Below are 23,436 nucleotides of genomic sequence, written 5' to 3'. Positions count from 1 at the left end.
TTATAAGGAAATTTTTTTGAAAACCTTTTTAGTTTGTGCCTTAGAACCTTCGGCAAATTTGCATTTAAAAGAAGTGTTAAAAGCTTATAAAAAAGACTTTGGTAAATTTGAAATTCATGGGATTTATGATGAGAGCTTATGTAAAGAATTCGATCTAAATTCTAAGCCGCTTTATAGCTCACATGAATTTAGTGCCATGGGTTTCATAGAAGTTTTGCCTTTGATTTTTAAAGGAAAAAAAGCTATAAAAGAACTTGTAAATTTAAGTTTTACTCAAAAAATAAATGGGATTTTATGTATAGATTCGCCCGCTTTTAACATACCTTTTGCTAAGGCTTTAAAAAAAGCAGGCAGTAAAATTCCACGCATTTATTATATTTTACCTCAAGTTTGGGCGTGGAAAAAAGGTCGCATACCTATCATAGAAAGTCATTTTGATATTTTAGCTTCTATTTTGCCCTTTGATAATCAGTTTTTTAACAAAAGCACTTATGTAGGCCATCCGCTTTTAGATGAGATAAAAGAATTTAAAAATAAAGAAGACATTAATCATGCACTTTCAAAAAAAGATGATGAAAAAACTATAGCCTTTTTACCAGGTTCAAGGCGTAGTGAAATTAGGCGTTTAATGCCTATTTTTAAAGAACTCTCGCAAAAATTTAAGGGTGAAAAAATTCTTTGCGTTCCCCCATTTAATCTTGAAAAATTAGAAATTTATGGTGATATTAGTGAATTTAAAATAGAAAGTAACACTCCAAAAGTGCTTAAAAAAGCTGATTTTGCTTTTATTTGTAGTGGAACGGCTACTTTAGAGGCGGCTTTAGTGGGAACTCCTTTTGTTCTTACTTACAAAGCAAAAGCGATTGATATTTTTATCGCAAAACTTTTTGTAAAATTAAAACACATAGGACTTGCAAATATTTTTTGTGATTTTGCTGGAAAAGAAGCTTTAAATCCTGAATTTTTACAAGATAAAGTCAATGTTTTAAATTTATATGAAGCTTACAATAAATATGATTATAAGGCATTTTTTGCTAAAGTTGATTTTTTAAAAGAATATTTACAATTTGGAAGTGCTAAAAATTTAGCAAAAATCCTAAACGAAATATAAAAGGATAAATCATGCAAAAAGAACCAATGAGTCAATTTGGCTATGATAAGTTAGCCGCAGAATTAAAAGATTTAAAAGACAATCAACGCCCTGCTGTTGTAATAGAAATCGATACAGCAAGAAGTCACGGGGATTTGAAAGAAAATGCGGAATACCATGCTGCAAGAGAAAAGCAAGCTTTGATAGAAAGTCGTATGGCAGAGCTTAGTGACTTGCTAGCAAGAGCTCAAGTGATCGATCCTTCAAGCTATGAACATGATAGTGTGAAATTTGGCTCAAGTGTTGTGATCATGGATTTGGATACAGAAAAAGAAAGCAAATATACTCTAGTAGGAATTTGCGAAGGAGATTTAGATAAGGGTTATATTTCCATCGCATCTCCAATAGCAAAAGCTATGCTTGGGAAAAAAGAAGGAGATGATTTTAAAGTGCGTTTGCCAAAAGGTGAGAGTGAATTTGAAATCCTTTCTATAAATTATGAGCCTTTGAAATTTTAAGGATAAAAAATTTTACTACAAAATGGAGCGATTTTAATCGCGGATGCTCATGAAAATGAACAGAGAAAGGGATTTTGGGAATTTTTACAAATCTTAAAAAAAGGTAAAATTTCCACCCCTCAACTCATACTTATGGGTGATATTTTTGATTTACTTATAGGTGAAATCTCTGCTACGCATGAATTTGCTAAACCTTACATAGAACTTTTAGAAGAATTGGCCTTAAAGATTGAAATTATCTACTTAGAAGGCAATCATGATTTTAATCTTTCTTGTTTTTTTAAAAGGGTAAAAATTTTTAACTTACAAAAGCAACCCATAAAGCTTAATTTGCATACAAGTAAAGGTAATAATCTTGTTTTAAATAACGCTTTTATAAAATTAGCTCACGGAGATATTTTTTTACCACCTCTTTTACAATTTACTCTTAAAACATTAAGAAATCATTATTTGCTTATATTTTTGAATTTTTTAAATATTATTACTTGTAATTTTATTTCAAATAAAATTCTTCAAAATCAAAACAAAAAAAACCTTTTTTATCAAATAAAAGATTTTGAAAATTTAGCAAAAAAAAGATATGAAAGATATGAAAATTTAGGATTTTGGGTATGTGAAGGACACTATCATCAAAATCATCAAATCAACAAAGAAAACATTAAATATCTTAACTTAGCTAGTTTTGCATATGAGAGAAGTTTTTTTGTAGTAGAATATCAACAAGAAATCAAATTTCGAGAACAGAAATTGAGGGGTCAAAATGTTTGATGAAAATATCGTGAAAACGGGTTCAAATGAAATGGAGCTTGTCGATTTCCGTATCTTTAAGCAAGGACACGATAAAGTCTATGAAGGAATTTATGGTGTAAATGTTTCTAAGGTAAGGGAAATTATAAAAATCCCAAGCCTTACAGAACTTCCAGGTGTACCTGATTACATCGAAGGTATCTTTGATCTTCGTGGAGTGGTTATACCTGTAGTCAATCTTGCCAAATGGATGCAAATCACTGAGCCAGAAAGCGCTATGCTAAAACCTAGAGTTATTATCACTGAATTTAGCAATATTCTTATTGGTTTTATAGTTCACGAAGCAAAAAGAATTCGTAGAATAAACTGGAAGGATATAGAACCAGCAACTTTTTCTACAGGATCAGGTGCTTTAGATAAAGGTAAAATCACAGGTGTAACACGCATTGAAAATGATGAAGTGTTGCTAATTTTAGATCTTGAAAGTGTTGTTGAAGATTTAGGAATTTACGCTCCAAAAACAGATATAGATTTTGGAAAAATAGAAAAATTTACTGGAACAGCACTTATACTTGATGACAGCATGACTGCTAGAAAACGCGTCAAAGAAATGATGCAACAGATGGGCTTTCAAGTTGTTGAAGCTAAAGACGGCGTAGAGGGCATAAACAAATTAGAAGAATTAAGCCAAGTTTATGGTGAAAGTTTAAATGATACTTTAAAAATTATAGTAAGCGATGTCGAAATGCCACAAATGGATGGTTTCCACTTTGCTGCACGCATTAAAGAAGATCCAAGATTTAAAGATATTCCTATAGTCTTTAACTCGTCTTTATCAAATGAATTTATGAATGAGAAAGGTGTTCAAGAAGCTGGTGGAGAAGGCTATCTTGTCAAATTTAACGCTAGCGATTTCTTCAATGAAATTGCAAAGGTTATTAAAAAACATCAATCTCAAGAACAGGGGTAAAATATGGAAGATATGCAAGAAATACTTGAAGACTTTTTGGTTGAAGCTTTTGAGCTTGTTGAGCAAATCGACCATGATTTAGTAGAGCTTGAATCAAATCCAGAAGACTTAGAATTATTAAATAGAATTTTCCGTGTTGCACATACGGTTAAAGGATCATCAAGTTTCTTAAATTTTGATGTTTTAACAAAGTTAACTCACCACATGGAAGATGTTTTAAACAAAGCAAGACATGGCGAGTTAAAAATAACTCCAGATATCATGGATGTAGTTTTAGAGTCTATTGATAGAATGAAAACTCTACTTAATTCTATTCGCGATAATGGCAACGATACTGCTATTGGTATGGACATAGAACCAATTTGCGCAAGATTAACAGCTATTTCAGAGGGAGAGTCTCCTGTTGAGGCAACAGATTTAAATGAAAAATCTACTCCACAAGCAGAACCAGAAGCACCAAAACAAGAAACAACTACTCCTGAACCTGAAGTAGATGTTAATCAATTAAGTGATTCTGAAGTTGAAGCTGAAATAGAAAGACTTTTAAAAGTTAGAAAAGCTGAAGATCAAGCTCGTCGTGCACAAAAGAAACAAACAACAAATGCAGCACCTAAACCGACTAACAATACAGCAAATAAACCTGCAGAAAGTGGAGAGAAAAAGGTTCCTGCTTCAGGTAGCAATGCTAGCAGTATGGATCAAACCATACGCGTGGAAGTAAAAAGATTAGATCACTTAATGAATCTAATTGGGGAGCTTGTTTTAGGCAAAAACCGTTTGCTTAAAATTTATGATGATGTTGAAGAGCGTTATGAAGGAGAAAAATTCCTTGAAGAGCTTAATCAAGTCGTAAGTCAGCTAAGTATCATTACAACCGATGTTCAACTTGCTGTAATGAAAACAAGAATGCAGCCTATAGCAAAAGTTTTCAATAAATTTCCAAGAGTTGTTCGTGATTTGAGTCGTGAATTAGGAAAGCAAATAGAACTTGAAATTACAGGTGAAGAAACTGAACTTGATAAATCTATCGTAGAGGAAATTGGCGATCCTATCATGCATATGATTAGAAATTCATGTGACCATGGTGTTGAGGATCCAGCAACTCGTGCAGCGAATGGAAAACCTGAAAAAGGTATAGTTCAACTTAAAGCTTATAATGAAGGCAATCACATCGTTGTAGAAATTACAGATGATGGTAAAGGACTTGATCCAAATGGTTTAAAAGCAAAAGCTATAGAGAAAAATTTGATTACCGAAAGAGAAGCAGATCAAATGACAGACAAAGAAGCTTTTGCTTTGATTTTCAAACCTGGTTTTTCAACTGCGGCTAAAGTAACAAATGTTTCAGGTCGTGGCGTAGGAATGGATGTTGTTAAAACCAACATCGAAAAACTAAATGGGGTAATTGAAATTGATAGTGAGTTAGGTAAAGGAAGTTCGTTTAAACTTAAAATTCCTCTTACCTTGGCAATCATTCAATCTTTACTTGTAGGAACTCAAGAGGAATTCTATGCAATTCCACTTGCAAGCGTTCTTGAAACAGTTAGAGTGCCAATTGATGATATCTATACTATCGAAGGTAAAAATGTATTACGCTTAAGAGATGAAGTGCTTTCTCTTGTGAGACTTTCAGATGTATTTGGAGTTAAACAAGTCCTTGAAAGCGGCGATCAAACTTATGTCGTTGTTATAGGGGTAGCAGAAAGCAAGCTTGGTATTATAGTAGATACTCTTGTAGGACAAGAAGAGATAGTTATTAAATCTATGGGTGATTATTTACAAAATATCCAAGGTATAGCAGGAGCTACAATCCGTGGCGATGGTAGAGTGACATTAATCATTGATGTAGGTGCTATGATGGATATGGCCAAAGAAATTAAAGTTGATATTAAAGCGCAATTAGAATCAAGTGCAAAAAAACCCAAAGAACAACCAAGTGACTATAAAGTCTTAATTGTAGATGATTCTAAAATGGATAGAACTTTAATGCAAAAAGCTTTAGAACCACTAGGAGTTAGTTTAGTTGAAGCAACAAATGGTGTTGAAGCATTGAATATTATAAAATCTGGCGAACATGATATTGATGCAATGCTTATAGATATCGAAATGCCAAGAATGGATGGATACACCTTAGCTGGTGAAATTAGAAAGTATTCTAAATATCGTAACTTACCACTCATTGCAGTTACTTCAAGAACAAGTAAAACTGACCGCTTAAGAGGTGTTGAAGTGGGTATGACTGAATATATCACTAAACCTTATTCTCCAGAATACTTGGAAAATGTGGTTAGAAAAAATTTGAAACTAGGATAAGAATATGAGTAATGAAAAATTAGAGCAAATTTTGCAAAAACAGCAAACTCAGATGGCTGGTCCTGATGTCGATCAAAGAGAAGATGATATCATCCAACTTGTCGGCTTTGTAGTTGGAGATGAGGAGTATGCGATTCCAATTCTTAATATACAAGAAATCATCAAACCTATAGAATATACTAGAGTTCCTAGTGTACCTGATTATGTTCTAGGGGTTTTTAATATGCGTGGTAATGTTATGCCACTTATTGATCTAGCTCAACGCTTTCATTTAGGGAGTTCTAAAATGACACCTCAAACAAGATATATTGTTTTAAGGGGTGAGACAAATGGAACTGGAGTTGGAGGAAATGCTGGTTTTGTTATAGATAGATTAACTGAAGCAATTAAAATTCACAGAAACAGAATCGATCCACCACCTGAAACTTTAGTTAAAGACAAAGGTATGATTTATGGTATAGGAAAAAGAGATGAAAATATCTTAACTATACTCAAAGTAGAAGCTTTACTTAAACGCGAATTTTAATGATTAAACTTTGTGTTTTTGACTTTGACGCTACTTTAATGGATGGTGAAACCATCGATATTTTAGCTACAGCGCATGGCAAGGGTGATCAAACAAGCGAAATTACCCGCCATGCTATGACTGGAGAACTTGATTTTTTCGAAAGTCTTCAAAAACGAGCAAGCCTTTTAAAAGGTATGTCTTATAAAAAAGTTTTAGAATTAAGTAGCACATTTCCACTAATGCATGGAGCACATGAACTTATCCAATATTTAAAATCTAAAAATATACAAATTGTTATTTTTAGCGGTGGTTTTCATGAAGGCATAGATCCTGCTATGCAAAAACTTGGAATTAACCTTGGTTTTGCAAATTATCTGCATCATAAAAATGACATTTTAACAGGGCTAGTTGGTGGAGAAATGATGTTTTCAAATTCAAAAGGCTTAATGCTACAACGATTAAAAAGCTTTTTAAATTTGAAAACAGATGAAGTGATGTGTGTTGGCGATGGGGCAAATGATTTGGCAATGTTTAATGAAAGTGGATTAAAGATTGCATTTTGTGCTAAAGAAATTTTACGTTCTCAAGCTGATATTTGCATAGATATAAAAGACTTAAAAGAAATAATAAAGGTAATATAATGAAAAATTTTTCTCTTTGGTGTGATTTTATAGAAAATAGTTTTTTAGATAATGAATTTTTAAATTTATTATCACATGGAATTAATGGTGCTACTTCAAATCCTGCTATTTTTAAAAATGCTATTTTAAATTCTCCGATTTATAAAGATAAAATTCTTAAATTAAAAGGAAAAAAAACAAAAGATATTTATGAAGAATTAGCAATTTCCGATATTCAAAAAACAGCCGATAAATTAGCTCCTCTTTTTTATCAAAAAAACGATGGATTTATAAGTATTGAAATAGATCCAAGACTTCATGATAACACGACTCTTAGTTTAGGCGAAGCTAAAAGACTTTATAGTGCTATTAGCAAAGAAAATGTAATGATTAAAATTCCAGCTACAAAAGCTTCTTATGAAGTAATGTATGAACTTATGAAAAATGGTATTAGCGTCAATGCTACCTTAATTTTTTCTCTTGAACAAAGTCAAAAATGTTTTGAAGCTTTAAATGCAGGTTTAGTCGAATTTAGAAAAAACAATATAGCCTTAAAAGAACAAAATACTAGAACACCACAAGCTGTTATAAGTATTTTTGTAAGTCGTTTTGATAGACTTTTAAATCCTAAAGCCAAAGAGCAAAATCGTATTGGAATTTTAAATGCAAATTTAGCTTATAACAATATCTACTCAAAAAATGAACCTAATATTCGCGCCTTGTTTGCAAGCACTGGAGTTAAAGGAGATGATCTGCCAAAAGACTATTATATCAAAGAACTTCTTTTTGAGAATTCTGTTAATACTGCTCCTCTTGATGCAATAGAGGTATTTAAAGGAAAAATGGATTTTAAAAAACCTTTAATGAATTTTGAAATTTATACAGAACTTAATCAAATCATTTCTCAAAGTGAACGAGAAAAAGCTTGCAATGATTTATTAAGTGATGGCCTAGAGCAATTTTGTATTGCTTTTGAAGATATTTTAAAAGCTCTTTAATTAACGTATTTTTATCATTTTATTCTTTGAAAGTTTTAATATTTTTGATGGGATATTTTCGAAAAATTTCTCATCAAGTATTATATCAGCAACACTTCTAGCCCATTCTTCATCAAATTCTTTTCCATGCTTGTTTGCCGAAGATGAATAAAAATAGCCATTTTTACTTAAAAAATTCGCATGTTTACACTCTTTCACAATACGAATGGCCTGATTATTTGGATAGATAAAAGTTGTTTTTTTAGAACGACGTACTAAATTTTTAAAAGATTTTGGAATTCTTGCTAAACTTTTTAACTCGCAAAATTTCGCAGAAGTGATTAAGCAAGGTTGATTTTTACCTCTACCTTTTAAAGCATTAATCTCTTCTAAATTTTTACTTAAAAATCCTACCGTAGTATCTGTTTGAGCTAAATAAATCATCAAGGAACTGGTAAGCCTAATTTTTGCAAAGGAATATACTCAAAATAATATTGACAACGTACACTAATAATATAGTCTAGAACATCTTTATATTCAGGCTTCATAAACCAATCATTTAAAAGATAAATATATTCTACTTCGATATTTGCCCTAGAAAATAGTTTTTGATATTGCTTTTTCTTAAAATCACAAGTCTGCAGTTTCTCATCTACAGATCCAGGCACACTTTGAAATTTACACTCAATAATATGCAAAGTATTGTTAATAATCACATAAATACTATCATCTGGCAAAAGTTTTTTAGAAATGCACTCTTTCCAATTAATTTTCAATTCTTCTAAAAATTCATAAAGCTTGTGTTTTTTAAAAATTCTTGCTACTTTTTTATTATTAAAAAAGACTTCTTGTTTTTCATTAAGAGTATAACCATTTTGTTGCGACAAAAAGGTTGCTAAATCCACTCTTCCCTCAAATACTAATCCAGTTTGAGTATTACTTCCGCCAATTCCACCTGTAATCATAAATAATCTCCTTGAAATAAATTATTTTTTTCCAATAATCGTAAATCATTAATTTTATTTTTAATAGTATTAAAATTATTTTCTAATTCTTTTTTTCTAGCTATTGATATTTCAATAAATTCACTTTCTTTCTCAAAACCTATAAATTTTCTATTTAATAAATTCGCCGCAATGCCCGTAGTTGAACTCCCACTAAAAGGATCGCAGATTAATGAGCTTTCATTGCTTGCCATTAAAATAAGTCTAGCAAGCAAGGCTAAAGGTTTTTGTGTGGGATGTTTTCCATTTGTTTTTTCCCAAGGGGCAATAGCATTAAAAGCCCAAACATCACGCATTTGTTTATTCTTGTTTAAAAATCTTAAAATTTCATAATTAAAAATATGCTTATGTTTATGACTTTTTCTAGCCCAAATAATTTGCTCTGTCGAATGCGTAAGATAGCGACAGCTAAAATTTGGCGGAGGATTTGTTTTTTGCCAAGTAATGATATTTAAAATTTTAAAATCAAGTTTTTGCAAAATTCTACCAAGTGAGAAAATATTATGGTAAGTCCCGCTAATTAAAATACTTCCAGTATCTTTAAGTGCTATTTTTGCATTAGATAGCCATTTTAAATTAAACTTATCTATTTTTTCAATATCATCACCCCTATCCCAGTTTCCTTTATTTACACTAACTATTTTACCATTTTGAATACTTAAACCATCATTTGAAAGAAAATAAGGCGGATCAGCAAAAATCAAATCAAATTGTTTTTCAAATTTGGGCAATAATTTATTACAATCATTTTGATAAAGGGTAAAATTTTTATCTTTGCTAGCGAAAATAAACTTTTCTTTTAAATTCACTTAAGATACTCCTGCAAGCTTTTTACTTCTAAATAACTTTCGTTTTGTATAGCTTTAATCGATTTTGCACCTGCTAAAGCCGAACGTAAATTTGTGAAATAAGGTATTTTAAAACGAATGATATTTTCACGAATTTTTTTCGTATCACCTTTAAAACTGTGACTATCGCTTGTATTGATAACTAAATGAATTTCCCCATTTTTCAATTTATCTTCAACATTGGGGCGTCCTTCTGAAATTTTATGTACAAGTTCGCACTCAAAACCACTTTCTAAAATTTCCTTACAAGTTCCCCCAGTTGCCATAAGTTTAAAGCCAAGCTTTACATATTCTGCGGCGATTTTTTTGGTATATTTTTTATCCTTATCTTTTAAGGAGATAAATACCACGCCTTGCTCTGGAAGATGATTAAACGATGCGATTTGACTTTTTGCATAAGAATTTGCAAAATCCTTGCTTATACCCATAACTTCACCCGTTGAACGCATTTCAGGGCCTAATTCTAAATCACTTCCGCTAAGTTTTGCAAATGGAAATACTGCTTCTTTTACACTCATATATTTTGGAGTTTTAGGGCGTAAAATTTTAGTATCAAAATTAACCACTTTGAAAGTATCATAAAATTTTAAAGCTTCTTTTAAATTTCCTTGCCACATCACACGCGTTGCCACTTTTGCTAAAGGAATACCCGTAGCTTTACTAACAAAAGGCACAGTACGACTAGCTCTAGGATTTACTTCTATCATATAAAGCTCATTATTATGTAAAGCAAATTGTATATTTAAAAGCCCTACAACTCCTAAATTTAAAGCAATATCTGCGGTTTTTTGTGCAATAAATTCTTGCATTTTTTCATCGATATTACAAGGTGGTAAAGAACAAGCACTATCGCCTGAATGAATTCCTGCTTCTTCTATATGCTCCATAATTCCTGCCATATAAACATCTTTGCCATCACAAATCGCATCAACATCAATTTCTGTAGCATTGTCTAAAAACTGATCGATCAAAACAGGACTTTTATCACTCACATCCACAGCTTCTTGCATATAGAGTCTAAGTTCAGACTCATCATTTACCACACGCATCGCACGCCCACCTAAAACATAACTTGGTCTTACAAGCACAGGATATCCTATATCACTAGCCTTAAGCACCGCTTCTTCTACGCTTGTCGCGGTAGAATTTTTTGGCTGATTAATACCTAGCTTTGTAATAAATTCGGCAAATTTCTTTCTATCTTCTGCCATATCAATTACTCTTGCACTAGTACCTATAATCTTAGCTCCAAAAGCACTCAAACGCTTAGCAAATTTCAAAGGAGTTTGTCCACCAAAATGCACAATCACTCCATCAGGTTTTTCACGCTCAATCACCGCTCTTAAATGTTCGAAATCAATAGGTTCAAAATACAAAATATCACTTGTATCATAGTCAGTCGAAACGGTTTCAGGATTACAATTATACATAATGGTTTTAATACCCATATCTTTAAGCGCAAAAGAAGCATGTACGCAAGCATAGTCAAATTCTATACCTTGTCCTATGCGGTTTGGCCCCCCACCTATAATCATCACTTTTTTTTCTTTTTTATCCCTAGTTTCACTCTTACTTTGAGTGAGTTCGCTTACATTGATACTTGAATAAAGATAAGGAGTTAAGGCTTCAAATTCACCCGCACAAGTATCCACTTCACTAAATTCTGCGATGATTTTTTGCTTCATTCTTGCATAATAAATATCATTTTGGCTTAATTCTAAATTATCTTTCAAATTTACAAGCAAGGCTATCATTTTATCTGAAAAGCCCATAGTTTTTGCTTTTCTCAAAAGAGCTTTATTGTTTAAAATATCCATATCAATTTGCTCTTCAAAATCTACAATTTCTTTAATCTGTGTTAAAAACCAAGGATCTATTTTGCAAAGCTCATGAAGTTCTTCTACACTAAAACCTTCCCTAAAAGCCTGAGCAATATAAAGTAAACGCTTTTCATTGGCATTGCGAATTTTAAAAACAAGATCATTTCTATCTTCAAATTTTACTCTATCAAAACCACTCAAAGAGCGCTCAAGAGAACAAAGTGCTTTTTGTATACTTTCTTTAAAAGTACGTCCTATAGCCATCACCTCACCCACACTTTTCATAGCTGTACCTAAAGTTGTGTTTGCCCCTGGAAATTTTTCAAAAGTAAAGCGAGGAATTTTTGTTACAATATAATCAATCACAGGCTCAAAAGATGCAGGAGTTCCTGTAATATCATTTTTAATCTCATCTAAACTAAAGCCTACTGCCAAAAGTGTCGCAACCTTTGCTATAGGATAGCCCGTTGCCTTAGAAGCTAAAGCACTTGATCTTGAAACTCTTGGATTCATTTCTATAACTATCATTCTTCCATTTTTTGGGTTGATAGCAAACTGCACATTACTTCCGCCTGTATCTACGCCAATTTCACGCAAAATAGCAAAAGAAGCATTACGCATAACTTGATATTCTTTATCCGTCAAAGTTAATGCTGGAGCTATTGTAATACTATCTCCTGTATGAACTCCCATAGGATCGATATTTTCTATACTACAAACTATGATACAATTATCCGCTCTATCACGCATAACTTCCATTTCATATTCTTTCCAACCCAACAAACTTTCTTCAATCAAAATTTCATGGATAGGCGATAAAGCTAAAGCAGTATTGGCAAGTTCTTTAAATTCGTCCATATTATAAACCACACCACTTCCAGCACCTCCTAAAGTATAAGAAGCACGGATCATCAAAGGAAAGCCAATTTCATCTACAGCTTTTAAAGCTTCATCATAATTATACGCATACATCGATTTTGGTAAATCCATGCCGATTTTTTTCATGCATTCTTTAAAGACCTGACGATCTTCACCTTTTTTAATCGCCTCAGGGTTTGCACCTAAAAATTTCACATCTCCTAAAAGTCCACTTTCATAAACTTCCATAGCAACATTTAACGCTACTTGTCCACCCATGGTTGGTAAAATTGCATCAATTTTTTCTTTTTTAATAATACTTAAAATACTTTCTTTTGTTATGGGTTCTATATAAGTCGCATCTGCAAATTCGGGATCTGTCATGATGGTTGCAGGATTTGAGTTGATTAATACTACACGATATCCTAATTCTTTTAAAGTCTTTGCGGCTTGAGTTCCAGAATAATCAAATTCACAAGCTTGTCCTATCACAATAGGACCACTTCCTATAAGTAAAATGCTTTTAATATCTGTTCGTTTTGGCATAAATTTTCCTAAGAGCATAAATTTGGGCTGATTATAACAAAAATTAGTTTTATAAACTTTGAAATTATCGATATAATTTTAAAAAATAAACACTCTGCTTTTAATCTAGGAAATAATACATAAAGAAATTTAAGATTTTTTATAAAATTCTCATTCAATTATAAACATTTATTTGATAATTTAACAAAATTTTTAGCATTAAACAAAGTTATAATAATTAGCAAAAATATAGAAAATTTTTAAAAAGTCTAATCCTTGACTTATAAATTATCAACTACATATAAATAAGCAGGAATACTAATCTTAACATAAGGCTTTACTTCTACACTTTGATACATATCTTCATCATTAACTCTATTCACAATACCGACAGGTATATCTGAAAAGAAAATATTATCAAGTCCACTTGTTAAAATTTCATCTCCGACATTAATTTTCGCCCACTTTGGAATAAATTTAACCACAATCCTGCCATCTTCACCCTGGATTAAACCTGGAGCTTTGGATTTTCCTATATAAACAGAAAAAACACACTGATCATCACCTTGTAAAAGAGCCATTGCTCTACCATTTTTATTAATAGCTATACCTGCAGTATATCCTTGATATATCAAACCACGGTTTTTACCAACGGGAATTTTGCTCCAATCTAACCATAATTTTTTATAATCATTCAATTGAACATAAGAAATAACTCTAGTTAAAGAAACTTGAGGTAAATATTTTGTAGAATTTTGATCCTCTAAAATACGATTTAATTGATTTGCAAAACTAGTTACCTTTACAGCAATATCTTCTAATTCTTTATTTCTAGCTTTTAGTTGCTGAATTTGATTTGCTTGATTAAAGTGTTCTGAAATTTTTTCTCCCAAATAATCTTTAATATTATAAAAATTACCTATAACAAAATCATTAACACGGAGAACATTTTGCTTAATAAGTCCTCCATAATAAAAAGATATAAAAACCAAAAAGGCTAAGACAAGAACATAAAAAATCTTATTCTTCATTGGTTAATTGTTGCAATAATGAAATTTCCTCTAAAGCTTTACCTGTTCCTTTTGCTACAGCTAAAAGCGGTTCATCTGCGATATAAACTGGCAAACGTACAATTTCACTTAAGTATTTATCAAGACCACGAATCAATGCTCCGCCACCTGTTAAAACTACACCATTTTCTACTATATCACTTGCTAAATCAGGCGGCATCATTTCAAGAACCATTTTTAAAGCATCAGCAATTTCTTTTAAATACTCACGCATCGCTTCTCTTACATCTTCGCTTGTAAGTTCAATACGACTTAAAAGTCCACTTACTTGATCGCGTCCTTTTACCACCATAGAAAGCTCTTTTGGAAGTTGTATTGCTGAACCTATAGTGATTTTGATCTCTTCGCCTGTTCTTTCACCTATGATAAGATTGTATTTTTCTTTTACATAATTAACTATACTCATATCAAGCTTATCTCCAGCCGTACGAATAGACTTTGAAATCACAAGTCCACCCAAAGAAATCACTCCAATTTCAGTAGTTCCGCCCCCTATATCTACTACCAAATTTCCTTTAGGCTCTTGTATAGGTAAACTTGCACCAATAGCTGCTGCCATAGGCTCTTCAATCAAAAATACCTCTCTTGCACCTGCGCTTAAAGCACTTTCTCTTACCGCTTTTCTTTCTACTTGAGTTAAACCATAAGGAACAGAAATGATAATTCTAGGGCGTAAAAAACTTTTTCTACGGTGTGTTTTTTCTATAAAATAGCGGATCATTTTTTCAGTCATATCAAAATCTGCAATCACGCCATCTTTCATAGGACGAATAGCTTCGATATTGCCTGGAGTTTTTCCCACCATATCTTTAGCTTCTTTACCTACGGCTAAAATTTTTGCTTTGGAACCATACCTTTCTCTTTCAACTGCCACAACAGAAGGCTCATTTATCACTATACCCTTATCTTTTATCAAAACTAGCGTATTAGCTGTTCCTAAATCAATCCCCATATCACTAGAAAAAAATCCTATAAGTTGATCTAATATCATTTCTATCCTTTTAACTTATTTTTCTTTTTATTAATAATGCTTTTGCATTGTCTTTAACAACTTCTTTAGTTATTACAATATCATAATTTTTATACTCTGGTAACTCAAACATTAAATCTACCATCATTTCTTCTATAATACTTCTAAGTCCCCTAGCTCCTGTTTTTCTCTCCAATGCAAGTTGCGCGATAGCTCTTAGAGCATCTTCTTCAAATTTTAAATTTACCCCATCAATAGCAAAAAGCTTTTGATATTGTTTAATAATGGCATTTTTAGGCTCAGTTAAAATTCTTACCATATCCTCTTCATTAAGCTCATTTAAAGATGCAATCACATGCAAACGACCTATAAGCTCAGGAATCAAACCAAAATGCACCAAATCATCAGGTTCGATTTTCTCAAGCAAAGCTTTATTTTCTTCTTTTGCATCATCAAAAAAGCCCACAACTTTATCGCCAAGTTTTCTTTTTAAGATAGTTTCCAAACCATCAAAAGCTCCACCACAAACAAATAAAATATTTGAAGTGTCAATTTGTATAAACTCTTGATTTGGATGTTTTCTTCCCCCTTTTGGTGGAATATTTACCAAACTTCCTTCGATAATCTTAAGTAAAGCTTGTTGCACACCCTCTCCACTTACATCACGAGTAATAGAACGATTTTCACTCATTCTAGCAATTTTATCAATCTCATCAATAAACACTATACCTTTTTGAGCTCTTTGCACATCTCCATCTGCAGCTTGCAAAAGACGTGTTAAAATATTTTCCACATCCTCACCTACATATCCTGCTTCAGTTAAAGAAGTTGCATCACAAATTGCTATAGGTACATCTAAAAATTTAGCTAAAGTTTGCGCCAATAAAGTTTTTCCACTTCCTGTTGGCCCAACAAGTAAAATATTTGACTTAAAAAGCTCTGTATCATCATCTTGAAGTTCGGCTTTAAAAAGTCTTTTATAATGATTGTATACTCCAACACTAAAAACTTTTTTAGCTCTATCTTGTCCTATGACATAACGATCTAGATAAGCTTTTAATTCTTTTGGAGTGATATCTTTAAATTCTGTATTATGGCTTTGTTTAGGTTCTTTAAATTCTTTTTCTTCTCCATAAATAATACTATAAGCACCTTCAACGCAATATTCACAAATAAAAGCATCATCATTTTCATTTGCTAAAATTCTTCTTTGTGGATTCTCCACTTCATTGCAAAAACTACATTTTCTAGGCATTATTTTTACCCCTATAGACAGGAATTCCGCGCTTTGTTTCTAATATAAAATGGCACATTTTTTTAACATTTTCACTTTCTTGATTTTCAAGCAAATTTTTAGCATTTTCTTTTAAATCTCCTTGTCTAAATAAAGTTTTAAAAGCTCTGCTAAGTCTATCTACTTCATCTTTATCAAAACGACGACGAATACCTACTAAATTTAAACTTCTAATACTTGCACGATTTCCTTCTGCTAAACAAAACGGTACTATATCCTGAGAGAGTGCACTAGCTCCTGCTATCATACAACCCTCACCTACTTTGACAAATTGATGAATAGGTGTAAGCCCGCCTACAACCGTAAAATCTCCAAGCTCTACATGTCCTGCTAAAGTTGCATTATTAGCTAAAATAATATTATTACCTAAAAGACAATCATGAGCAATATGACAGTAAGCCATAATAAAAGCATTATCGCCTATACGAGTAAAACCATCTCCTTTAGCTGTACCTGAATTTATCGTTGCAAATTCTCTAATAGTTGCATTTTTTCCTATAACAACACCGCTTTTTTGCTCTTCTTTATAAGATATATCCTGAGGAATATCGCCTACTATAGCATAAGAAAATACACGAGAATGATCACCTATAGTTGTATCTGAAAGAATTCGAGCACCTTGTTTGATGACAACATCATTACCTATTTTAGTATCTTTACCTACATAAGCATAAGCTTCTATTACAACATCGTCACCAAGTTGTGCACCCTCTTCAATCACCGCACTTGGATGAATTTTTTTCATTATTTATCCACTATCATAGCTTTAAGCTCAGCCTCTGCAACTAAATTTCCATCTACAAAAGCTTGCCCTTTAAAAATCCACATATTACCACGATTTTTAACCACGCTCATTTCATAATCAAGCCTATCTCCAGGACGCACAGGATTTCTAAATTTTGCTCCATCTATGCCTGTGAAATAAACTACTTTACTTTTTGGATCCACTTTATCTTCCATACTTTCAAAAGCTAAAACTCCGCCTGTTTGAGCCATACCTTCTAAAATCAAAACTCCAGGATAAATAGGATGCCCTGGAAAATGTCCCATAAAAACATGGTCACTTATACTGATGTTTTTATATCCTCGAACCACTTCTTTAACTTTTAATTCTGTAATTTTATCTACTAGTAAAAAAGGGTAACGGTGTGGTAAGATTTCTTGAATTTGCATTACATCTATCATTATTAAATTAACCTTGAAAACAATTAAAAATTTTATTATATAAAAAAATCATTAAAAATTATATTAACAAAAAAAGTTTTTCTTAATAAATTTCTTAAATTTCTACAAGTATCTCTTGATTATCATGATAAATTTCACTTTTTGCTATCACTTCATATCTTGAAGGTAAAATATTTTCAAGGATGATAATAGGGCTAAGATTATAAGCTCCAAACAATTTATTACGCCATTTAATTTCTGCTTGAACACTCAAAGGTCTTTTTAAAAAATCTTCAAAATTTTTCCATTTGTTTTTAAAAAATGCATTAAAACGCCAAAATTCCACAAAAACCATTTCATCTTTAGTACTTCTATAAAAGCCTTCTTTTAAATTTTGTTTTAATTTTTCCTCATCCAAAGAAAATCTTGTATAAACGTTTTTAAAATGCGAATAAAATAAAATATGAGATTTAACAGGCTTTTTGTCTAATTTTATCAAAGCGCTTAAAAGACGATAATTTAAAAATTTCTCTCTTAAAATTTCAAATTTTATACCCTTTTTTTCCCATAAAACTACTTTTTTATAAAAAGCTATTCTTGCTTCTATACTTGCAGGTAAAATTTGCTTATTTACAGGAGATATTAACTCATCAATAAAATTCTTATCTTGTTTTTGTTTTTTAAGCCCATAAATACAACCACAATAGTTTTGATGATAAAGCATTTCTTTTTTTGCTAAAGCAAACTGCCTTTGAGTGCCGCCATTTTTACGAAAATCAGGAGCTAAAAACTCTACTCCATAAGGCTCACATTCTTTTTGCAAAGCATTTTTTAACTGTTCTAAATCTTTTTTAGGACTGGTTAAAAGCGTAGTAGTAAGCTTTTTTTCTCCTATTTTAGCAGCAAATTTAACACTAGATCCCATTCTTACATCAAAACAAATTTCACACCTTGCACCTTTTTCAGGCTCATCTTCATAACCACGCACAGCATTAAGCCATTTTTCATACTCATACTCGCCCTTATATAACTTAATACCAAGTTTATCACAAGATCTTTTTACATCTAAAAATCTTAGTTCGTATTCGCTTAAAGGATGGATATTTGGATCATAAAAATACCCTATGATTTTTTCATCAGGATAGGTCTTTCTAAGTTCTTCAACAAAATAATGACTATCCACACTACAACAAATATGCACTAACATTAAAGACTTTCAAGTACTTTTAAAGCATGATCTTTTACACGAACATTACTATAAATTTGAGCAATCTTACCTGTTTCATCGATAACAAAAGTAGATCGGATAAGACCTTCGTATTCTTTTCCGTAATTTTTCTTAATCCCCCAAGCTCCATAAGCTTTAGCAACTTCTTTTTCGCTATCACTAAGTAAAATATGCTTTAAATCAAATTTAGAGATAAATTTTTCATGACTTGCCACGCTATCAGGACTGATACCGATAATCACTGCATTTTTATCACCAAATTTATCATAATTTAAACTAAAATCACAAGCTTCTGTAGTGCAACCTGGAGTATTATCTTTTGGATAAAAATACAAAATCACCTTTTTACCAATAAAATCTTTTAATGCTATTTTTACCCCATCTTGATTTAAAAGCTCAAACTGAGGCGCTTTATCTCCTATATTTAAACTCATTTGTTTGCCTTTGCTTTGATAGCTTCTACACTTTCTCCGCCAAAGCCTATGTCATAACTTTCTACATCTTCTAAAACCACCACAACTCTTTCTTTACTTTTATTATATTTCGTGCTTAAAAGTTTGGTAATATCAGCTATAAGCTCCGCTTTTTGTTCCTTGCTTAAAGACGGCTTTGCTAATTTAATATTTACCAATGGCATAATTTCTCCTTTTTAACGATAATTTTTCATAATTATTTCAAAAAATACCTAATATTTTTTTTAACAAAAAACCTTAATTTAATAAAAGCTTATTGTTAGTATATTTTTGATAAAATCCCGATTTATTCTTAAAATAATATTTTTTAAGAAATAAACAACTATAAAAGGTAAAAAAATGATCTCAGCAGATAAAATTTGGATGGATGGAAAATTAGTTGATTTTAAAGATGCAACTTTGCACTTTTTAACCCATTCTTTACATTATGGCAATGCTGTTTTTGAAGGAACTAGAGCCTATAAAACAGATAAAGGCTTAGCAATTTTCAGACTTGAAGATCACACCAAAAGACTTTTAGAGTCTGCAAAAATTACTCTTTTAAATTGTCCTTTTTCTCAAAAAGAGCTTGAAAATGCACAAATTGAACTCTTAAAAGCAAACAATTTTAAAAGCAATGTCTATATCCGCCCTTTGATTTTTTTAGGCGATGGAGTTATGGGACTTTATCATATAAAAGCTCCTGTAAGAGTTGGAATTGCAGCTTGGGAATGGGGCGCTTACCTTGGAGAAGAAGGCTTAGAAAAAGGCATAAAAGTAAAAATTTCGTCTTTTGCAAGAAATAGTGTTAAATCATGCATGGGAAAAGCTAAAGCAAGCGCGAATTACCTTAACTCTCAAATTGCAAAATTTGAAGCTATTGAAGCAGGTTATGAAGAAGCTTTAATGCTTGATGAAGAAGGTTTTATCGCAGAAGGAACAGGAGAATGTTTCTTTATTGTAAAAGATGGGGTTTTAATCACACCTCCAAATGATTTTTCTTTAAAAAGCATTACTCAAGATACAGTGCTTAAAATCGCTCATGATCTTGGTGTCACTGTGCTTCGCCAAAGAATTTCAAGAGATGAAGTTTATACTGCTGATGAAGCATTTTTTACCGGAACAGCCGCTGAAATCACACCTATTAACAATATTGATGCAAGAATAATAGGAAATGGTTTAAGAGGATCTGTAACTAAAAAACTTCAAGATGCTTATTTTGATGTAGTTTATGGACGCAATCAAAAATACGCATCTATGCTAACTTATATTTAAAAAAGGAAATAAATGCCAGCTGATTTGAATGATTATTTCAATAAAAAAAATGGAAATTCTAATAATAACGGAAACAACCGTCAAAATTTCAATTTCAAAGCACCAGAATTTAATTTTAAAGGTTTTGGAAAATTTTCTCCGCTTATTTATGGGGTGATTATTATTATCTTATTTTTAATCGTTGCAAAACCTTTTATGGTAATAAATTCTGGAGAAATGGGTATTAAATCAACAACAGGTAAATATGACCCAAATCCATTAGAACCAGGACTTCACTTTTTCTTGCCTTTTGTACAAAAAATAACCATAATCGATACTAGAGTAAGACAAATCAACTATGCTTCTATAGAGGGAAGTAATGAAAATTTATCTTCAGGTTCAGGTGTTATTAATAAAAATAGTATTTCTGTACTTGACTCTCGTGGATTGCCTGTATCTATTGATGTTACAGTGCAATACCGTTTAAATCCTTTGCAAGTTCCTCAAACCATAGCTACTTGGAGCTTAAATTGGGAAAATAAAATTATCGATCCAGTTGTTCGTGATGTAGTGCGAAGTGTTGTAGGAAAATATACAGCCGAGGAACTTCCTACTAATCGTAATACAATAGCCGCTCAAATAGAAGAAGGCATAAGAAAAACTATAGAAGCTCAACCAAATGAACCTGTAGAACTTCGTGCTGTACAACTTAGAGAAATTATTTTACCTTCAAAAGTAAAAGAGCAAATCGAACGCGTACAAATTGCAAAACAAGAAGCTGAAAGAACTAAGTATGAAGTAGAAAGAGCTAATCAAGAAGCCTTAAAAAAAGCCGCCTTAGCTGAAGGGGAAGCAAACGCAACCATAATTAGTGCTAAAGGTAAAGCTATGGCTGTTAAAATAGAAGCAGATGCACAAGCTTATTCTAATAAAGAAATCGCAAACAGCTTAAACACTCCTTTACTAAATTTAAAGCAAATTGAAACTCAAAAAGAATTTAATGAAGCTTTAAAAGTCAATCAAGATGCTAAAATTTTCTTAACTCCAGGTGGAGCAGTACCAAACATTTGGGTTGATACCAAAGATACTAAAAAGCAAAGTTCTGCCAACATGAACTAAAAGGATACGCAAGTGGAAAAACTAAGAGAAATCGTGCTTTTTTACACTACTCATTTATATTTAGTGGATTATATGCTGATTTTATTAGTTTTTTTTCTCTTCACTTGTGTTTTACTTCTTTGTGTATTTTTACGCCATAGACCTATAGCAGCACTTTTTATTATTGCATTTGATATTATTATTTGTTTTTTAGTTTATATCTATGGGTATAAACTAATAGACAATGAAGTAAGAACTCGAAAAACCGCTATTACGGATCAAAAAATAATACAAAGCTCAAATGATTTAATTGTTGATTTTAACATTACAAATAATTCAAAAAATAATTTTAAAGAATGTAAAATTACAGCTAAAATTTTTGCGGATAAAATACCTAATGATAATATCATAGAAGAATATAAAAAGAAATTTATCCCTTTTAGACAAAAAAGTAGAGAAATTAAAGATCTAAAGAAAAACGCAACCCAAGTTCAAAGAATTGCTTTTGAAAATTTTAACTATGAAAATAATTATACCATACGCTTAGTTTCGGAGTGTTTTTAATGCATTTTACGATTTTCCATATTATAGCTTTTATCATTTTACTTATTTGCTTTGCCTTGATTTGTATTTTAATCTTTCTAAAAGTCAAACAGAAAGAAATGGCTTTAATTTCTTATACCATAGCTACTATTTTTACCGCACTTTTGATATATTCTATTTTTCTAACAATCAATCAATTCACCACTCAAGCCGATCTTAGCAAACTAACCTATACAAGAGATCTAAGACATGAAAGTGTTATCGTGAGCGGAAAGGTTCAAAATCTTACTAAATTTGAAATCAGAAAATGCTATTTGATACTTAGCATATTAAACCAAAAAAAAGTAGGGGGAGAAATTTTCAATGATAAAAATATTCGCAATGCCAAAATGCAAAATACAAGTGTTTCTTACACTATAGAAATTATAGACAAACTTCCGGGTAATACTTATAAAGAATTTAGAGCCAGTGTTCCTTTTCCTCCAAGTTTTGATAACCCTGAATTTTATCACACTCTAAAATGTATTTGATTTAGAAAATACTTAATATTAATAATTAGAATTTGTCTATATCACATTTCATTAAATCTTAAAGAATTAAACATATATTATTTTATAGAGATAACTAGCTTTTTAGCTAGTTATCTAAGGTTAAAACCTCTTCTTCTTAACATCTTCTAAGATATTATTAGCTATATCACTTACTGTACTAGAAATAATAGCTGATTCATTAGCAATTTCAACATTATCTTTAGTAGTTTGATCAATTTGTGCTACGCTATCATTGATTTGAGTAATACCTGCAGTTTGTTCTTTAATACTTTCTGCCATATCATTGATAGATTGAACAAGTAAATTAGTATTAGCTTCTATTTCAGATAAAGACTTTTGAGTTCTCTCAGCTAGTTTTCTAACTTCATCAGCCACAACAGCAAAGCCTCTACCATGTTCTCCAGCACGTGCAGCTTCAATAGCTGCATTTAAAGCTAGAAGATTAATTTGATCTGCAATATCACCTATGATACCTGTAACATTTTTAATCTCTTCAGATTGAGTGATAACATCACTAGTTTTAACTGAAACATTTTGCATAGAAGAAGTGATCTCTTCTAAAGCTGCTGCAGTTTCTTCTAAAGATTGAGCTTGAGAATTTGAAGAAGTGGTTAAGCTTTGAACAGCAGTTTGTAATTTTCCACTTTCATTAGCTAAAGCATTAGCAAAGTCTGAACTTTGTTTTAGCATTTTAACTATTTCATCGCCTAAAGCATTAGTAGTTAATTCAACACTTCCTGAAGCATTAGAGATTTTATTTCTAAAATCTAAGCTTTTGTATTCTTCAAATATTTTATGAATAACATTCATATCAGAACCTACTCTAGCTTGTAAAACATCAAGAAGTTTATTTAGAACATTTTTAAGTTCAATAAGTTGTGGGTTTCTTGGATTAGCAGTAATTCTTGCTGTTAAATTACCACCTTCTACAACTGATACGGTTTGAACTGATTCTTTAACAGCTTGATTGTCTTGTTCTAAACCTTTTTTAGTAGCAAGGATGTTTTCGTTGAT

25 protein-coding genes are annotated in these 23,436 nt (G+C 31.4%); 12 read left to right on the top strand and 13 right to left on the bottom strand.

The window, feature by feature from the left end:
* The first annotated feature begins 16 nt into the window (after positions 1-16).
* Genes lpxB through AJN58_RS00925 form a run of 8 tightly spaced genes read left to right on the top strand, consistent with a single transcriptional unit; the run spans position 17 to position 7,764 of the window.
* Complete coding sequence (lpxB, locus tag AJN58_RS00960) at positions 17-1,111, top strand: lipid-A-disaccharide synthase (RefSeq protein WP_070233685.1); 1,095 nt, start codon at positions 17-19, stop codon at positions 1,109-1,111.
* 11 nt (positions 1,112-1,122) lie between these two features.
* Positions 1,123-1,608, top strand: a complete 486-nt coding sequence (gene greA, locus AJN58_RS00955; protein ID WP_070233686.1) for a transcription elongation factor GreA — start codon at positions 1,123-1,125, stop codon at positions 1,606-1,608.
* A gap of 9 nt (positions 1,609-1,617) precedes the next feature.
* Positions 1,618-2,376 (top strand): UDP-2,3-diacylglucosamine diphosphatase, encoded by a 759-nt coding sequence (locus AJN58_RS00950; RefSeq protein WP_350223087.1) that lies wholly within the window; start codon positions 1,618-1,620, stop codon positions 2,374-2,376.
* On the top strand, positions 2,369-3,325 hold the full coding sequence (locus AJN58_RS00945; RefSeq protein ID WP_002934096.1) for a chemotaxis protein: 957 nt from the start codon (positions 2,369-2,371) through the stop codon (positions 3,323-3,325). The genes AJN58_RS00950 and AJN58_RS00945 overlap by 8 nt, the downstream gene beginning before the upstream one ends.
* Before the next feature lie 3 nt (positions 3,326-3,328).
* On the top strand, positions 3,329-5,638 hold the full coding sequence (locus AJN58_RS00940) for a chemotaxis protein CheW (protein WP_070233687.1): 2,310 nt from the start codon (positions 3,329-3,331) through the stop codon (positions 5,636-5,638).
* Positions 5,639-5,642: 4 nt separating this feature from the next.
* The gene (locus AJN58_RS00935) at positions 5,643-6,164 is read left to right on the top strand and encodes a chemotaxis protein CheW (protein ID WP_002826355.1); all 522 of its coding nucleotides are present in this window, start codon (positions 5,643-5,645) and stop codon (positions 6,162-6,164) included.
* Complete coding sequence (gene serB / locus AJN58_RS00930; protein ID WP_070233688.1) at positions 6,164-6,787, top strand: phosphoserine phosphatase SerB; 624 nt, start codon at positions 6,164-6,166, stop codon at positions 6,785-6,787. Before AJN58_RS00935 ends, serB begins: the two co-directional genes overlap by 1 nt.
* Positions 6,787-7,764 carry a transaldolase gene (locus AJN58_RS00925; RefSeq protein WP_070233689.1) on the top strand — a complete coding sequence of 326 codons (978 nt, stop codon included), beginning with the start codon at positions 6,787-6,789 and terminating at the stop codon, positions 7,762-7,764. The genes serB and AJN58_RS00925 overlap by 1 nt, the downstream gene beginning before the upstream one ends.
* On the opposite strand, the gene AJN58_RS00920 is transcribed toward AJN58_RS00925, so the two are convergent.
* From AJN58_RS00920 to AJN58_RS00865, 12 genes are all read right to left on the bottom strand, one after another.
* Positions 7,765-8,187, bottom strand: coding sequence for a hypothetical protein (locus AJN58_RS00920; protein WP_002861062.1), 423 nt, complete (start codon positions 8,185-8,187; stop codon positions 7,765-7,767). It abuts the gene before it with no gap.
* The gene (locus tag AJN58_RS00915) at positions 8,187-8,708 is read right to left on the bottom strand and encodes a PD-(D/E)XK nuclease superfamily protein (protein WP_070233690.1); all 522 of its coding nucleotides are present in this window, start codon (positions 8,706-8,708) and stop codon (positions 8,187-8,189) included. The genes AJN58_RS00920 and AJN58_RS00915 overlap by 1 nt, the downstream gene beginning before the upstream one ends.
* A complete protein-coding gene (locus tag AJN58_RS00910) occupies positions 8,705-9,556 on the bottom strand; it encodes a DNA-methyltransferase (protein ID WP_070278328.1) in 852 nt (283 codons plus the stop codon). Before AJN58_RS00910 ends, AJN58_RS00915 begins: the two co-directional genes overlap by 4 nt.
* Positions 9,553-12,819 (bottom strand): carbamoyl-phosphate synthase large subunit, encoded by a 3,267-nt coding sequence (carB, locus tag AJN58_RS00905; RefSeq protein WP_070278330.1) that lies wholly within the window; start codon positions 12,817-12,819, stop codon positions 9,553-9,555. Before carB ends, AJN58_RS00910 begins: the two co-directional genes overlap by 4 nt.
* A 260-nt stretch (positions 12,820-13,079) precedes the next feature.
* Complete coding sequence (gene mreC, locus AJN58_RS00900; protein WP_070278332.1) at positions 13,080-13,829, bottom strand: rod shape-determining protein MreC; 750 nt, start codon at positions 13,827-13,829, stop codon at positions 13,080-13,082.
* Entirely contained in the window at positions 13,819-14,859 is a 1,041-nt protein-coding gene (locus tag AJN58_RS00895) for a rod shape-determining protein (protein ID WP_002861059.1), read from the bottom strand. Before AJN58_RS00895 ends, mreC begins: the two co-directional genes overlap by 11 nt.
* Before the next feature lie 10 nt (positions 14,860-14,869).
* On the bottom strand, positions 14,870-16,093 hold the full coding sequence (gene clpX / locus AJN58_RS00890; protein WP_002860329.1) for an ATP-dependent Clp protease ATP-binding subunit ClpX: 1,224 nt from the start codon (positions 16,091-16,093) through the stop codon (positions 14,870-14,872).
* On the bottom strand, positions 16,086-16,877 hold the full coding sequence (gene lpxA, locus AJN58_RS00885) for an acyl-ACP--UDP-N-acetylglucosamine O-acyltransferase (protein ID WP_002861057.1): 792 nt from the start codon (positions 16,875-16,877) through the stop codon (positions 16,086-16,088). The genes clpX and lpxA overlap by 8 nt, the downstream gene beginning before the upstream one ends.
* On the bottom strand, positions 16,877-17,317 hold the full coding sequence (fabZ, locus tag AJN58_RS00880) for a 3-hydroxyacyl-ACP dehydratase FabZ (protein WP_002851782.1): 441 nt from the start codon (positions 17,315-17,317) through the stop codon (positions 16,877-16,879). Before fabZ ends, lpxA begins: the two co-directional genes overlap by 1 nt.
* Before the next feature lie 94 nt (positions 17,318-17,411).
* Positions 17,412-18,503 (bottom strand): epoxyqueuosine reductase QueH, encoded by a 1,092-nt coding sequence (locus AJN58_RS00875; protein ID WP_070233695.1) that lies wholly within the window; start codon positions 18,501-18,503, stop codon positions 17,412-17,414.
* The gene (bcp, locus tag AJN58_RS00870; protein ID WP_052858462.1) at positions 18,503-18,958 is read right to left on the bottom strand and encodes a thioredoxin-dependent thiol peroxidase; all 456 of its coding nucleotides are present in this window, start codon (positions 18,956-18,958) and stop codon (positions 18,503-18,505) included. The genes AJN58_RS00875 and bcp overlap by 1 nt, the downstream gene beginning before the upstream one ends.
* Complete coding sequence (locus tag AJN58_RS00865) at positions 18,955-19,161, bottom strand: 4-oxalocrotonate tautomerase family protein (protein ID WP_044779567.1); 207 nt, start codon at positions 19,159-19,161, stop codon at positions 18,955-18,957. The genes bcp and AJN58_RS00865 overlap by 4 nt, the downstream gene beginning before the upstream one ends.
* Before the next feature lie 175 nt (positions 19,162-19,336).
* On the opposite strand from AJN58_RS00865, the gene ilvE reads away from it, so the two are divergent.
* From ilvE to AJN58_RS00845, 4 genes are read left to right on the top strand one after another with little or no spacing between them, the layout of a single operon-like run.
* Positions 19,337-20,251 (top strand): branched-chain-amino-acid transaminase, encoded by a 915-nt coding sequence (gene ilvE, locus AJN58_RS00860; RefSeq protein WP_044780359.1) that lies wholly within the window; start codon positions 19,337-19,339, stop codon positions 20,249-20,251.
* A 12-nt stretch (positions 20,252-20,263) separates the two neighbouring features.
* Positions 20,264-21,349 carry a prohibitin family protein gene (locus tag AJN58_RS00855; protein ID WP_070233696.1) on the top strand — a complete coding sequence of 362 codons (1,086 nt, stop codon included), beginning with the start codon at positions 20,264-20,266 and terminating at the stop codon, positions 21,347-21,349.
* A gap of 12 nt (positions 21,350-21,361) precedes the next feature.
* Entirely contained in the window at positions 21,362-21,892 is a 531-nt protein-coding gene (locus AJN58_RS00850) for a DUF2393 domain-containing protein (protein WP_002861051.1), read from the top strand.
* Positions 21,892-22,401, top strand: a complete 510-nt coding sequence (locus AJN58_RS00845) for a DUF2393 family protein (protein WP_002861050.1) — start codon at positions 21,892-21,894, stop codon at positions 22,399-22,401. The genes AJN58_RS00850 and AJN58_RS00845 overlap by 1 nt, the downstream gene beginning before the upstream one ends.
* Positions 22,402-22,521: 120 nt before the next feature.
* Here AJN58_RS00845 and AJN58_RS00840 read toward each other — a convergent pair.
* A partial coding sequence (locus AJN58_RS00840) for a methyl-accepting chemotaxis protein (protein WP_002934477.1) occupies positions 22,522-23,436 on the bottom strand: 915 nt, incomplete at its 5' end.

Origin of the sequence: Campylobacter sp. BCW_4321 (genome assembly GCF_001763075.1) — a bacterium.
In the GTDB taxonomy this organism is placed as follows: Bacteria; Campylobacterota; Campylobacteria; order Campylobacterales; family Campylobacteraceae; genus Campylobacter_D; species Campylobacter_D jejuni.
The sequence above is the reverse complement of the archived record's forward strand: the minus strand, read 5'-3'. Positions and strand labels throughout refer to the sequence as shown.